Annotated in this window: 10 protein-coding genes, 1 tRNA gene and 1 other RNA gene; 4 read left to right on the top strand and 8 right to left on the bottom strand. The window is 70.4% G+C overall.

Annotated elements, in window-relative coordinates; genetic code table 11:
• Positions 1-16 precede the first annotated feature (16 nt).
• Positions 17-328: a DUF2277 domain-containing protein gene (locus BJP65_RS01085; RefSeq protein WP_070407963.1), complete on the bottom strand. Its 312-nt coding sequence runs from the start codon at positions 326-328 to the stop codon at positions 17-19.
• Between the two features lie 116 nt (positions 329-444).
• Here BJP65_RS01085 and BJP65_RS01080 point away from each other — a divergent pair, with 116 nt between their 5' ends.
• Positions 445-2,139 carry a long-chain-fatty-acid--CoA ligase gene (locus tag BJP65_RS01080; RefSeq protein ID WP_070407962.1) on the top strand — a complete coding sequence of 565 codons (1,695 nt, stop codon included), beginning with the start codon at positions 445-447 and terminating at the stop codon, positions 2,137-2,139.
• Positions 2,140-2,191: 52 nt separating this feature from the next.
• Here BJP65_RS01080 and BJP65_RS01075 read toward each other — a convergent pair whose 3' ends face one another.
• The 3 genes from BJP65_RS01075 to BJP65_RS01065 are packed head-to-tail and all read right to left on the bottom strand — an operon-like array spanning position 2,192 to position 6,770.
• Positions 2,192-5,182, bottom strand: a complete 2,991-nt coding sequence (locus BJP65_RS01075) for a bifunctional [glutamine synthetase] adenylyltransferase/[glutamine synthetase]-adenylyl-L-tyrosine phosphorylase (protein ID WP_070407961.1) — start codon at positions 5,180-5,182, stop codon at positions 2,192-2,194.
• An 11-nt stretch (positions 5,183-5,193) separates the two neighbouring features.
• Positions 5,194-6,534, bottom strand: coding sequence for a type I glutamate--ammonia ligase (gene glnA / locus BJP65_RS01070; RefSeq protein WP_055837906.1), 1,341 nt, complete (start codon positions 6,532-6,534; stop codon positions 5,194-5,196).
• Between the two features lie 26 nt (positions 6,535-6,560).
• The gene (locus BJP65_RS01065) at positions 6,561-6,770 is read right to left on the bottom strand and encodes a hypothetical protein (protein ID WP_055837140.1); all 210 of its coding nucleotides are present in this window, start codon (positions 6,768-6,770) and stop codon (positions 6,561-6,563) included.
• 97 nt (positions 6,771-6,867) lie between these two features.
• On the opposite strand from BJP65_RS01065, the gene ppgK reads away from it, so the two are divergent.
• Positions 6,868-7,653, top strand: a complete 786-nt coding sequence (gene ppgK, locus BJP65_RS01060; protein WP_070407960.1) for a polyphosphate--glucose phosphotransferase — start codon at positions 6,868-6,870, stop codon at positions 7,651-7,653.
• A 69-nt stretch (positions 7,654-7,722) separates the two neighbouring features.
• On the top strand, positions 7,723-8,124 hold the full coding sequence (locus tag BJP65_RS01055; protein ID WP_070407959.1) for a DUF732 domain-containing protein: 402 nt from the start codon (positions 7,723-7,725) through the stop codon (positions 8,122-8,124).
• A 199-nt stretch (positions 8,125-8,323) separates the two neighbouring features.
• On the opposite strand, the gene rnpB is transcribed toward BJP65_RS01055, so the two are convergent.
• The 3 genes from rnpB to BJP65_RS01040 form a co-directional block, all read right to left on the bottom strand.
• Positions 8,324-8,696: RNase P RNA component class A (gene rnpB, locus BJP65_RS01050), an RNA gene on the bottom strand.
• 84 nt (positions 8,697-8,780) lie between these two features.
• Complete coding sequence (locus tag BJP65_RS01045) at positions 8,781-10,487, bottom strand: bifunctional 3'-5' exonuclease/DNA polymerase (RefSeq protein WP_070407958.1); 1,707 nt, start codon at positions 10,485-10,487, stop codon at positions 8,781-8,783.
• Between the two features lie 15 nt (positions 10,488-10,502).
• Positions 10,503-11,231 (bottom strand): zinc ribbon domain-containing protein, encoded by a 729-nt coding sequence (locus tag BJP65_RS01040; protein ID WP_070407957.1) that lies wholly within the window; start codon positions 11,229-11,231, stop codon positions 10,503-10,505.
• 94 nt (positions 11,232-11,325) lie between these two features.
• On the opposite strand from BJP65_RS01040, the gene BJP65_RS01035 reads away from it, so the two are divergent.
• Positions 11,326-11,398 (top strand) — tRNA-Val (locus BJP65_RS01035).
• 6 nt (positions 11,399-11,404) lie between these two features.
• Here BJP65_RS01035 and BJP65_RS01030 read toward each other — a convergent pair.
• Positions 11,405-12,100, bottom strand: coding sequence for a DUF1345 domain-containing protein (locus BJP65_RS01030; protein ID WP_070407956.1), 696 nt, complete (start codon positions 12,098-12,100; stop codon positions 11,405-11,407).
• Positions 12,101-12,106 lie beyond the last annotated feature (6 nt).

The raw sequence follows: 12,106 nt of genomic DNA, 5'->3' as shown, positions 1-12,106 counted from the left end.
GCCGACAGGCGGGGGCTCAGCCGGCCCGCTCGCTGCGCTTCTGCGCCTGGAACACCCGGATCGCCTCGTAGCGCTCCGCCGAGCGTGCCTGCCGTTTGGCGGCCTCGTCCTCGCGCACTTTCGGCGGGGCGTTCGTCACGAGTTCGTCGAGCAGGTGGCGAACGGATGCCGCGACCTCGCCCACCGCGCGATCGAACACCTCCTGATTGGCCCGTGAAGGCTTCGTCGTGCCCACGATCTTGCGCACGAACTGCAGCGCGGCGTCGTGGCACTCGTCGTCGGTGGCGGGTGGGGTGAAGTTGTGCAGGGGAACGATGTTGCGGCACATGCCCGAAAGGGTAGGCCGCGACCCCGGTGGGGGGAAGATTCGCGTCGGTCGAGTTCCCGGCATCCCCCCAGGTCAAGGTGCGCGGCCATATTGGTGGGGCACGGAAGGATGGAAACATGTCGACCTTCCCCTACGCCTCGCGTCCGTGGTTGAGCTCCTACGCCGAGGGTGTGCCGCACGAGATCGACGAACCGTCGCAGACCCTTTCCGAGATGCTGGCCGCCGCGGTGACGCGGTACGGCGCGCAGACGGCGCTGGAGTTCTTCGGAGCGACGACCACGTACCGAGACCTGGGCGCGCAGGTCGAACGGGCGGCCGAGGGCCTGCGTCGTCTCGGTGTGCGCGCCGGCGACCGGGTGGCCCTAGTCCTGCCGAACTGTCCGCAGCACGTGGTGGCTTTCTACGCCGCGCTGCGGCTGGGGGCCATCGTGATCGAGCACAACCCGATCTACACCCCGCGCGAGCTGCGTCACCAGTTCGAGGATCACGGTGCGCGCTTCGCGATCGTGTGGGACAAGCTCGTCGACACGGTCGCCGAGTTCCCCTCCGACCTGGCTCTCGAGCACATCGTGAGCGTCGACATCACCGCGGCGTTCCCCCTCGGCAAGCGGGTGGCTCTGCGCCTGCCGGTCGCCAAGGCCCGCGCCGCGCGGGCGCAACTCACCGCCACGCCGCAGTCGAAGCGCGCCGTCGCGTGGGAGAAGGTGCTCACGCACGGCACGCTGTCGCGCAAGCACCGCGGCCCCGTGCTCGACGACATCGCGTTGCTGCAGTACACGAGCGGCACGACGGGTAACCCGAAGGGCGCGGTGCTCACGCACCGCAACCTGCGCGCCAACGCCATGCAGGGTCGCGCGTGGGTACCCGGTCTGCGCGACGGCGAAGAGACGTTCTACGGCGTGCTCCCCCTCTTCCACGCCTACGGTCTGACGCTCTGCCTCACGTTCGCGATGAGCATCGGCGCGAAGCTGGTGCTGTTCCCGAAGTACGACCTCGAGCTCGTGGCATCCGCGGCCAAGAAGAGCCCGCCGACCTTCCTGCCGGCGGTGCCGCCGATCTACGACCAGCTCGCGCGGGCCGGAGCGCGCGGCACCATCGACCTCTCGACCGTGCGCTTCGCGATCTCGGGGGCGATGAGCCTGCCCGTCGCCACCGTCGACCGCTGGGAGGCGACCACCGGCGGTCTGCTCGTCGAGGGGTACGGGATGACGGAGTCCTCACCGGTCGCGCTCGGCAACCCGATCGGTCCCTCACGGCGGCCGGGAACGGTGGGCGTGCCGTTCCCCAGCACCGACATCCGCGTGGTCGATCCCGAGAACCCGTCGCACGATCTGCCGCTCGGCGAGACGGGCGAGCTGCTGCTCCGCGGCCCGCAGGTGTTCCAGGGGTACTGGAACCGCCCCACCGACTCCGCGGCGACGCTGCTCGACGGGGGGTGGCTGCGCACGGGTGACATCGCCTCGGTCTCGCCCGACGGGTTCGTCACGATCGTCGATCGTCTGAAAGAGATCATCATCACCGGTGGCTTCAATGTCGCCCCGAGCGAGGTCGAAGACGTGCTCACCTCGCACCCCGACATCGAGGGGGCCGCGGTCGTCGGCCTGCCCAAGGCGCGCGGCGGCGAAGACGTGGCGGCGGCGATCGTCGTGCGCGACGGAGTCGAGATCGCTCCCGACGCCGTCCGCGACTACTGCAAGACGCGACTGGCCGACTACAAGGTGCCGCGTCGGATCGTCGTCGTCGACGACCTGCCGCGTTCGCTCATCGGCAAGGTGCAGCGGCGAGAGGTGCGCGAGCGCCTGATGGCCTGACGGACGGAGGGATGCCGCGGCGTCGAGCCGTCGGCATCCCTCGGCCCTCGCGTCAGCCGTAGAACAGCTTGTCGAACACGCGGCGCGCGCGTCGTGTGGCGCCGAGGTAGTCCTCTTCGACCTGCGTCGCGGAGCGCGGGGCGTATTCGAGGATGCGTCCGATCCCGTCGAGTCGCAGGCGGTCCGTGGGCAGCACATTGCTGGTCTGGCCCGACAGCAGGGTGTTGGCCGAACGCAGACGACTGGCGAGATGCCACGCGGCCGCGAGCTTCTCGGCGGCGTCGGGCTCGACGATCCCCGCCTCGACGGCGGCGTCGAGAGCCCCCAGCGTCGAGGTGGTGCGCATTCCCGGGACGGTGCGCGCGTGCTGCAGCTGCAGCAGTTGCACGAGCCACTCGACGTCGCTCAGCGAACCCGGTCCGAGCTTCAGATGGCGCGCGGGATCGGCGCCCTGCGGGAGGCGCTCGTTCTCGACGCGGGCCTTGATGCGCCGGATCTCACGCAAGCCGTTCTCATCGGCGGTGACGGGATAACGCACCTCATCGGCCAGCTCCATGAACGTGTTGATGAGCTTGACGCTCCCCGCGACGCCACGGGCGCGCAGCAGCGCTTGCGCCTCCCACGACAGCGACCAGCGCCGGTAGTACTCGGCGTAGGACTCGATCGAGCGGACCAGGGGGCCGCTCCGCCCCTCGGGACGCAGCTCGGCGTCGAGGTCGAGCGGGAGGCGGTGGTCTTCGGAGTGCTCGCGCAGGCCCGCAACGAGCTTGAGCGCCAGGGTGCCGGCCCGCTGCGGATCGACACCGTTCGAGCGGTAGACGTACATCACATCGGCGTCGGAGCCGAAGCCGATCTCGCGCCCGCCGAAGCGCCCCATCGCGATGACCGCGAAATCGAGGTCGTCGTCTTCGGGCGGAACGACCACGCGCCGTACCGCCCGCAGGGTCGCCTGGATCGTGACCTCGGTGATCGTCGACAGTGCGTCCGATAACTCTTCGAGCGAGACCGTGCCGAGCACGGCCGCCATCGCGACGCGCAGCATCTCGCGGCGTCGCAGCGCGCGCACCGAGCGCATCGCGTCGTCGATGTTCTGCCAGCGCGTCTGAATCGCCCGCGCCTCTTCTTCGAGAGCCTTGCCGGAGCGGGGGCGCAGCAACGCGTCGTCGTCGAGCCATGCGACCGACTCGGGGATCCACTCCATCAACTCGCCGATGTACCGCGAGCCCGACAGCACGTGAGTGAGGCTTTCGGCGGCACCGGCGGAATCGCGCAGCATGCGCAGGAACCAGGGCGTATTGCCGAGGCGTTCGCTGATGCGACGGAAGACGAGGAGGCCGTAGTCGGGATCGACGCCGTCGGCGAACCACCGGATCATGATCGGCATGAGGTGCCGCTGGATGGTCGACTTGCGGCTCAGTCCGCTGGTGAGTGCGGCGATGTGACGCAGGGCACCGGCCGGGTCGCGGAAGCCGATGGCCGCCAGACGATCGCGCGCCTGCTCGGTCGACAGGGTGCGCTCCCCCTCGGGCAGCGCCGCGACCGCCGACAACAGCGGGCGGTAGAACAGGCGCACGTGGATGTCGCGCACCTCGCGCTTGATGCCCTCCCACACCGTCTGCACCCCGGCGGCCGAGTCGGCCAGCCGCGACGCGCGCGCGAGGACACGCAGGTCGTCGTCTTTCTCGGGCAGCAGAGCGGTACGGCGCAGGCCGCGCAACTGCAGGCGGTGCTCGAGAAGACGCAGTAGGCGATAGTCACGGCCGAACGCCTCCGCCTCGGAGCGACCGATGTACCCCTCGGCCACCAGGGCCTCGAGGGCGTCGAGAGTGCCGCGCTGACGGATGCGCTCGTCGGTCAGGCCGTGCACGAGCTGCAGCAGCTGCACGGTGAACTCGACGTCGCGGATCCCGCCGGGACCGAGCTTGAGCTGGCGATTCACCTCGGCGGCCGGGATGTGGTCGGTCACCCGCTCGCGCATGCGCTGCACGCCCTCGACGAAGTTCTCACGCGCGGCGCTGTGCCAGACGAGCGGCTGCACCGCGGCGACGTACTCGGCGCCGAGGGTGGCATCGCCCGCCAGCGGGCGCGCCTTCAGCAGCGCCTGGAACTCCCAGCTCTTGGCCCAGCGGGCGTAGTACTGCTGGTGAGAGGCGAGGCTGCGCACCAGAGCGCCCTGCTTGCCCTCGGGGCGCAGGTTGGGGTCGACCTCCCACAGGGGCGGTTCGATCTCGGGCCCCGAGATGCCCCGCATCGTCTGCACGGCGAGGCGCGTGCCGATGTCGATGGCGCGCGCTTCGGTGACGATGTCTTCGTCGGCGGAGCCGCCGACGAAGATCACGTCGACATCGCTGACGTAGTTGAGTTCACGGGCGCCGGTCTTGCCCATCGCGATGATCGCGAACCGGGTGGCCTCGACCTGCGCCCTCGGGAACGCCGCCGGGCCCGTACCGCTCACGCGGCCGCGCGCCACGCTCAACGACGCCTCGAGGGCCGCGCCGGCCAAGTCGGCGAGCGAGGCCGAGACGATGTCGATCGCGCCGGCGGGATCGTCTTGACCGAGGTCGTAGGCGGCGATGCGCGCCAGAAGACGCCGGTACCGCACGCGGAGCGCGACCCAGGCGGCATCCGAGGTATCCGTCGCGAAACCCTCGACGTCGCCGACGGATGCCAGCAGCTCGGCCCGCATGGTCGGCTCGTCGGGCAGGGTCAGACCCGCACCCGAGAGGTGACGTAGTTCGTCGGGGTGACGCAGGTAGAACTCCGCGAACCCGTCGGAGGCACCGACGATGTCCCACAGGGCCCGCCACGCTCCCGGATCGCCCGCCGCACCGCGCACCGCGTCGGCGTCGCGGCGCGCCACCTGCACGATCGCCCACAGGGCGCGATCGGGATCGGCCACGCGCTGGGCGAGCTGCATGGCGCCGACCCGCTCCACGCCCACCAGCTCCGCGAGCTCGCCGAGCAGGGTGTCTGCTTCGGCGAGCTGCGAGAATCCGGTGCGGGCGAGTGCGGTGAGCGCGGTCGTGCGGTCACCTGAGGTCATGGCGGCTTCCGTCAGAGCGCTTCGAGGTTGCTCTCGAGCTCGAACGGCGTGACCTGGGCGCGGTACTGCTGCCACTCGCGTCGCTTGTTGAGCAGCACGTACTTGAAGACCTGCTCCCCCAGCGTCTCGGCCACGAGCTCGGACTCCTCGAGGTACTCGAGAGCGTGGTCGAGGCTCGCCGGCAGCGGCGCGTAACCCAGGGCGCGGCGCTCCGCGTCGGTGAGCGACCAGACGTTGTCTTCGGCCTCGGCCGGCAGCTCGTACTCCTGCTCGATGCCCTTGAGCCCGGCCGCGAGCATGAGCGCGTACGACAGGTACGGGTTCGCCGCGGAGTCGAGCGCGCGGTACTCGACGCGCGTGGACTGCCCCTTGTTGGGCTTGTACAGCGGAACGCGCACGAGGGCCGAACGGTTGTTGTGACCCCAGCAGATGAAGCTCGGGGCTTCGTCGCCACCCCAGAGACGCTTGTACGAGTTGACGAACTGGTTGGTGACGGCCGAGATCTCGTTCGCGTGGCGAAGCAGGCCGGCGATGAAGTGACGGCCGACCTTCGACAGCTGGTACTGCGAGCCCTCTTCGTAGAAGGCGTTCATGTCGCCCTCGAACAGTGACAGGTGGGTGTGCATGCCGCTGCCGGGCTGGCCGCTGATGGGCTTCGGCATGAAGGTCGCGTACACGCCCTGCTCGATGGCGACCTCTTTCACCACCGTGCGGAACGTCATGATGTTGTCGGCCGTGGTGAGGGCGTCGGCGTACCGCAGATCGATCTCGTTCTGGCCGGGACCACCCTCGTGGTGGCTGAACTCGACCGAGATGCCGAGGTCTTCGAGCATGCGCACCGAGCGACGACGGAAGTCGTGCGCCGTCCCACCCGGGACGTTGTCGAAGTAGCCCGCCGAATCGACCGGCTGCGGGCGCCCATCGGCACCGAGCTGCGACGACTTGAGCAGGTAGAACTCGATCTCGGGGTGCGTGTAGAACGTGAACCCCGCGTCGGCGGCCTTCGCCAGCGTGCGCTTGAGCACGTGGCGGGGGTCGGCGACGGCCGGTTGTCCGTCGGGCGTGGTGATGTCGCAGAACATGCGCGCCGTCGGGTCGATCTCGCCGCGCCACGGCAGGATCTGGAAGGTCGTGGGATCGGGGTGCGCGAGCAGGTCGGACTCGTAGGAACGCGTCAGTCCCTCGATCGCCGATCCGTCGAAGCCCAGGCCCTCGGTGAAGGCCCCCTCCACCTCAGCGGGGGCGATCGCCACCGACTTGAGCGTTCCCACCACGTCGGTGAACCAGAGGCGGACGAACTTCACGCCCCGTTCTTCGATCGTCCGCAGGACGAAATCGCGCTGCTTGTCCATCGTCATCCCTCGTTTCGGTAAGGCTGTCAGGCCTTGACGCCGTCGGAGCCCCAGTCCGCGTCGCGGGCGTCGTCGTCATCCCACTTCTCGGAGCGCTGGCGCAGGATCTCGGGCGCACGTTCGGCTTCTTCGGCGGTGTCGAAGGGGCCGGCACGGTCGGCCATCGGAGAGGCGAAGCCCTGCTCGACCTGCTTGGTCTCGAGGTTGTACCAGTACTTGTTGCTCTCGTCGCTCACGATGGCTCCTTCGGTGGGTCTCGCGTCTCGGCGCAGAACCGCCGGTGCTCCCCCGATCCTACTGATCCCGACCGTGCGCCTGGATAGGCTGGGGGGTATGGCAACGAATGCATCGCGTGCGGTCGGAGTGGACATCGGCGGAACCGGCATCAAGGCGGGGATCGTCGACCTCGATGCCGGCGAACTCGTCAGCGATCGGGTGAAGGTGGCCACCCCCGCGGGGGCGGAACCCGCCGACGTGCTGGCCGCGGTGCGTCAGGTGCTCGACACCCTCGAAGCCCCGGCCGATCTGCCCCTCGGCGTCGCCTTCCCGGCGATCGTGAAGAGCGGCAAGACGCTGTCGGCCGCCAACGTGTCGCCGTCGTGGATCGGCTTCGAGGCCGAGAAGTTCTTCGAAGACGGGCTGTCGCGTGGCATCCACTTCGCCAACGACGCCGACGTGGCCGGTATCGCCGAGGTGCGCTACGGCGCCGCGAAGGGCGTCGACGGTCTCGTCATCCTCACCACCCTCGGCACCGGCATCGGCTCGGCCATGATCTACGACGGCGTGCTGGTGCCGAACAGCGAACTGGGCCACCTACAGCGCGCCGGACACAAGAAAGACGCGGAGCACTTCGCCGCCTACTCGGCGATGGAGCGCGAAGAGCTGTCGTGGGACAAGTGGGCGAAGCGTCTGCAGTGGTACTACGACTACGTCGAGTTCCTCTTCAGCCCCGACCTGCTCGTCGTCGGCGGTGGGGTTTCGAAGCACTCCGAGAACTTCCTGCCGCTGCTGAAGCTGCGCGCCCCGATCGTGCCCGCGAAGCACCGCAACAACGCGGGCATCATCGGTGCGGCCTCGCTCGCGGTGGCCGTGCCCGAGGCGCTGCCCGCCATCAAGTAACCGTCCCGAGGCGGAGCTCGACGCCGGGTCGAGCTCCCAGGCGAATGTCAGGGTCGATAGGGTGACGGCATGAAGCGCCCCCTCGCCCTTGCCGCCGTTTCGCTCGCTCTCGTGTTCCTCGCGGGCTGCACCAGCGAGACGGCGTCCGAGACGATCACCATCACTCCCGGCCAGACGGGAACGTTCACCAACGGGGATTCCACCATCGTCGTCGGTGGGGACGCGACCGACGCCCCGCGGGACGAGGCCGCGTATCTGAGCGAGATCCGAGACGGCGGCGTGGCCGGCAGCGTCCTCCTCTCCGCCACCGATGCCGACCTGCTCGCCGCCGGGCAGGCCGCCTGCGACCAGCTCGCCCAGGGCATCGACGACGACGACATCGCTCTCACGGTGGCAGGCCGGACGGTGAAGGCGGGTAGCGACGACGCCACCGCCATCGTCGACGCGGCGTCCGTCGCACTCTGCGGGTGACGGCGGCCCGGGCCGCGGGCGCTCGCGTCGGCGATGCCCGGGTGTCGGACGGCGACAACATTCGCGCCATCCGACGAGCGGCACGAAGCTCCGTCTGCGGCTGAGACCACGACGCGCGCCCGTTCGAGTGGCGGCCCGGTTCGACGCGGTGATTCACGCCGCTCCCGAGCGGGACATCGCTTGGGCGCAGTGTGGGGTGCGAATGGGCCGGCCTGTACGCCGGGTTCTGTCCGGGGGCCGAAGCCCCGTGGACGGTCATCTCTCTCGGCGACACGTTGCCGTGCCACTCCAGCGGCCTACCCGGGGACTCGGCGAGCCGCGTCAACATCCCCTGTCTGGCCTTGCTCCGGACGAGGTTTACCTTGCGGGTCGTGTCACCACGACCCCGGTGGTCTCTTACACCACCCTTTCACCCTTACCCGCTCCCACGACGAGCGTGGTGCGGGCGGTCTACTCTCTGTGGCACTGTCTCGCGGATTGCTCCGGGTGGGCGTTACCCACCGTCCTGCCCTGTGGAGCCCGGACGTTCCTCGGCACGGGCGAACCCGTGACGCGACCGTCCAGCCGACCCATTCGCGTCATCCAGTCTACCGGCGGGTCCGCCGTCGCCCCGCCGCCGCCTCGGTCGGGCCGCCCCGGGCGATCCGGGCGATGGCTCAGCCCTTCTCGGCTGTCTCCGAGATGCGCAGGTCGAGCGGGAAGTCGATGGGGAACGCGCCGAAGAGCAGGCGCCCCGCCGACGCGGCGGAGGCACGGACGGCGTCGGCGACCGCGTCGGCGTGCACGGCCGGGGTGTGGACGACGATCTCGTCGTGAAGGAAGAACGCCAGGTGCGGCACCCGATCGAACACCGGTCCCGACGCGGGCGCCGCGTCGGCGGCATCCACCGCGGGGATCGTCGCCAGGCGCGCGCGCAGGTCGGCGAGCCAGGCCAACGCCCACTCCGCCGCGGTGCCCTGCACGACGAAGTTACGGGTGAAGCGTCCGCGGTCCCGAGCGGAGCGCCGGGCCCGCGTCTCGTCGACCCCCGACGCCTCGGCGTCGCTCGCACGGGACTGCACCGCCCGCCAGTCCTCGCCCGCCGTGGGTGACGTGCGCCCGAGCCAGGTGTGCACGAGCCCACCGTCTTCTCCCGTGCGCGCGGCGTCGTCGACGAGGCGCATGGCGCGGGGGAAGGTGCGCCGCAGGCGCGGCAGCAGGCGACCGCTCTCGCCCGTGGTCGCGCCGTACATCGCCCCCAGCATCGCGAGCTTGGCCTCGGGGCGGCTGGCCACGGCCCCGGTGTCGACGATGCCCGCGTATAGATCGCGACCGGATGCCGCCTCGGCCAGCGCCGTGTCGCGCGCCATGGCCGCGAGCACCCGCGGTTCGAGCTGCGCGACGTCGGCCGTCACGAGCGTCCAGCCCGGGTCTGCCCGCACGGCGGTGCGCAACTGCCGGGGGATCTGCAGAGCGCCGCCGCCCGACGACGCCCACCGCCCGGTCACGACGCCGCCGGGCACGTAGACGGGGCGGAAGCGTCCGTCGCGCACCCACTCGGCCAACCAGGCCCAACCGTTCGCCGTGTAGAGCCGCATCTGCTTCTTGTAGGCGATGAGCGGGGCGACCACCGGATGGTCGTGCTCGCTCAGCTCCCACCGGCTGGTCGACTCGACGAGTAGACCGGCGCGGTGCAGCGACCGCAGCAGACGCGGGTGGGAGTCCAGCGACACCGAGGGATCGCCGAGGGCCGCGCGCACCGCCGCCGCGGTCTGCTCGATGCGGGCGGGCAGGCCGCCACCGTGCCGGGGGCCGAGCTCGTCGTGCAGGATCCGCTCGTGCGCCTCGACGCTCCACGGCACACCGACGGCGTGCAACTCCACGGCGATGAGCGCTCCGGCGGATTCGGCGGCGCAGAGCAGCCGGAGCGACCCCGCCCCCGGCGAGCCGTCGAGGGCGGCGCGCTGACGCCGGTACTCCGCCAGCGCTTCGACGGCGGTGTCGGGCAGACCGGATGCCGCGTCGCCGAGGTCGAAGAGCGTGTCACCGCTCTCGGGGGCCGCGGCCGCGGCATCCCAGTGACGCGCATCGCGCAGGCCGTGGTCGGCGTCGATCGCCGCAGCGTCGCGGAGCAGGACGTGTACGAGCCGGAGGTCCCACGCTCGTGCGACCCGTACTCCCGCAGTCAGGAGCGGTCCGTACCAGGTGGGCGTGTCGGACCAGATCCACCGGACGTCGCCGGCCGCCTCACGCGCGGCGACGGTCGCGGCGAGAGCGTCTCGGGCCACCTCGGTCGTGTGGACCGGTGTCGCCTCGGCATCGAGGTCGATCAGGGCGATCTCGCCCGAGACCGCGCGTCCGACGACGACCGTGTCAGACGCCACGGACGTCGGCGGGGGTCACCGCGATTCTTCGGTGCGGACGAGGATGGCGCCGCACTCGGGGCAGAACACGACGTCGTCGGTCTGCGCGCGTCGGATCGTCGCGATGTCGCTGGGCGGGATCACCATGCGGCAGGCTTCGCAGGCGCCGGCGCGGAGCAGGCCCGCGCCGTTCCCGCGCGAGGCGAGGCGTTCGTAGAGTGCGAGGAGCGCGTCGGGGACCGAGGCGGCGACGGCCTCACGGTCGCGGCGGGCACCTTCGAGACGCGTCGTGGCGTCGGCGACGACGGTCTTGGCCTCGGCGCTGAGCTCGGCGCCGAGGGCGTTGGTCTCGGCGATCACGGCCTCTTGTTCGGCGATCGCCGCATCGGCCGTCTCGAGGCGCTCCATGAGCGCGATCTCCATGTCTTCGAGATCGCCCTTGCGGCGGTTGAGGGAGGTGAGCTCGCTCTCGAAGCTCTGCGCCTGCTTGGGGTTGGTCGCGGCGGCGAGACGCTGGGTGTCGCGGGCGATGCGGGCGTCGACCACGGCGACGTCGGACTCGAGCCGCGCGATCTCTGCGGTGATGTCGTCACGCGCGTTGGCCCGCGCCGACAGCTCTTGCGAGAGAGTCGCGCGCTGCGCCAGCAGCTCCCGCACGCGCGGCGCCTGCGGAGGGTTCGCCGACAGGTGCTGATCACGGAGGATGCGGGCATCGAGATCGGCGAGATCGAGCAGTTTGCGCTGGTCGGCGGGGTCGGCATTCACAGGACCCACGCTACCCCGGGGGTCCGACATCCGTAGCCGCGGGCGCCGCCGATGCACATCCGATGCGCCAAGCCTCGTAGACTCGTGGCATCCCGGGCCTTTAGCTCAGCTGGTAGAGCGCCACGTTTACACCGTGGATGTCGTCGGTTCGATCCCGGCAGGGCCCACCGCACTCAGTTCAAGATATTCACGCTGCGCGAGATCACCAGCGCGAGCAGGATGAACCCCGAGATGGCCTGCACCATCATGAACACCTTCGCGCGGCTGCTCAGCGGCATGACGTCGGTGGGGCTGAAGGCCATGGCGTTGGACGCCGAGAAGTAGAGGTAGTCCACGTAGCCGGGGGCCCAGTCCTCGACGTCGGACGAGCGGCGGGCCACCTCGCTGACCGCGTCGCGGTCGGAGTCCTGCGGGAACTGGAAGTCCGCCGCGGGCAGGGCGTCGCGCGCGTCGCGGCGCCGGGCGATGGGACCGCCGCGATCCATCTCCCAATAGACGACGGCGTAACCGATGACGTTGATCGCCCACACCTGCGCCGCGCCGAGCAGGGTGGTCGCCCCACTCCCCTCTCCGCGCAGCAGCTGCTGGACGAGCAGGAGGAGCGCCACCTGGTTCGCGAGCAGCAGCACCGAGGTGAAGGCGAGAGCGAAGCCGCGCCCCACGCGTGATTCCCGGGTGAGCCGCGCCGGGTTGGTCACCACCATGGGGATCGCGCACAGCACACCCGCGATCACCACCACGTAGCGCAGGATGCCGGAGGCGTCGCTCGGGAGGACGGCGTAGAGCCCCGTGCCCACCCCGAGGGCGATCAGCACGGGCCACCGGTGCTCGGGGCGTGTGCGGAATCCTGCGCGATCGTGCGTGTTCACGCGCTC

Source organism: Microbacterium sp. BH-3-3-3 (assembly GCF_001792815.1).
In the GTDB taxonomy this organism is placed as follows: Bacteria; Actinomycetota; Actinomycetes; order Actinomycetales; family Microbacteriaceae; genus Microbacterium.
This window is presented reverse-complemented; position numbering and strand designations above follow the sequence as displayed.

What these genes read in the sequence shown, in the direction of transcription:
- ppgK (WP_070407960.1), top strand. Translation starts at nt 6,868, where the DNA reads ATGGCAACGAATGCATCGCGTGCGGTCGGAGTGGACATCGGCGGAACC.
- BJP65_RS01055 (WP_070407959.1), top strand. Translation starts at nt 7,723, where the DNA reads ATGAAGCGCCCCCTCGCCCTTGCCGCCGTTTCGCTCGCTCTCGTGTTC.
- glnA (WP_055837906.1), bottom strand. Translation starts at nt 6,534, where the DNA reads ATGGACAAGCAGCGCGATTTCGTCCTGCGGACGATCGAAGAACGGGGC.
- BJP65_RS01085 (WP_070407963.1), bottom strand. Translation starts at nt 328, where the DNA reads ATGTGCCGCAACATCGTTCCCCTGCACAACTTCACCCCACCCGCCACC.
- BJP65_RS01080 (WP_070407962.1), top strand. Translation starts at nt 445, where the DNA reads ATGTCGACCTTCCCCTACGCCTCGCGTCCGTGGTTGAGCTCCTACGCC.
- BJP65_RS01075 (WP_070407961.1), bottom strand. Translation starts at nt 5,182, where the DNA reads ATGACCTCAGGTGACCGCACGACCGCGCTCACCGCACTCGCCCGCACC.